Source organism: Helicobacter mehlei, from assembly GCF_003660265.1.
GTDB lineage: Bacteria > Campylobacterota > Campylobacteria > Campylobacterales > Helicobacteraceae > Helicobacter > Helicobacter mehlei.
In genome coordinates this window covers 1-777 of record NZ_QXQP01000074.1, presented here as the reverse complement: position 1 = coordinate 777, position 777 = coordinate 1, and the positions used below count along the sequence as shown (strand labels likewise).

The following is a 777-nucleotide window of genomic DNA, read 5'->3' as shown; positions in this document are numbered from 1 at the left end:
GTCCCACCACGGTCAGGACCTGCAATTTCAAATCCCTGTGGGCCCAGATCTGCAAGATCCAATGGTTCGTGGCAACCCGCCCTGCTCACCGAATACCACCCAGGCCATACCCGGCACCCGGGTTCCGGCAGCATGATCCGGCCCGACAGCGGTATACCCTGTGATCACGATGTCATCGACACCATCACCATTGACATCACCGGCGGGGGCCACATTGGACAGTGCCGCCTGCGCACCGGCCCCGAGGATCGTGGATAAGACACGGGGATGGTGTTCACCGGGGTCAACAGGCAGCGTGACGTTGTCAATACCTTCCGCACCAGCCACAATGTCAATACGGCCGGCAACCTCATTTCCACTGTTTCTTGTCACCACCGCGATATCGTCCAGATCATCGCCGTTGAGGTCTCCAACTCCCGCTGAGGCATTGGAGGTACGGCCATCAGGCAGCCCTTCGATGATGAAACCATGTTCACCCATGTACTGCTGTGATCTGTTCTGGACATCCCGCTCACCGAAGAAGATCGAAAGCTGATTGCCCCGGAAGTCCGAGTAGGCGATGTCATCAAAGCCGTCCCCGTTCACATCGCCGGCACAGGCTGTGGTGAATCCCGACATATTCTGCCCAAAGGCGCCTTCAAAACGGTAGGCGCCGCTGTCGGCAGCATCCAGGTCCCCACCAGGGGGAACTTCCTGACCGGTAGCAGGGATGATGTAGGCGGTACCAATCTTGTCCACCCCGGTGCGTCGCCACATCCAGTCGCTGGCAATGATGTC

Annotated in this window: 1 protein-coding gene; it reads right to left on the bottom strand. The window is 58.9% G+C overall.

Annotation, left to right across the window (positions count from 1 at the left end; genetic code table 11):
* Positions 1 to 27: 27 nt before the first annotated feature.
* On the bottom strand, positions 28 to 777 hold a 750-nt coding region (locus EAO36_RS08300), incomplete at its 5' end, for an FG-GAP repeat protein (protein ID WP_205586172.1).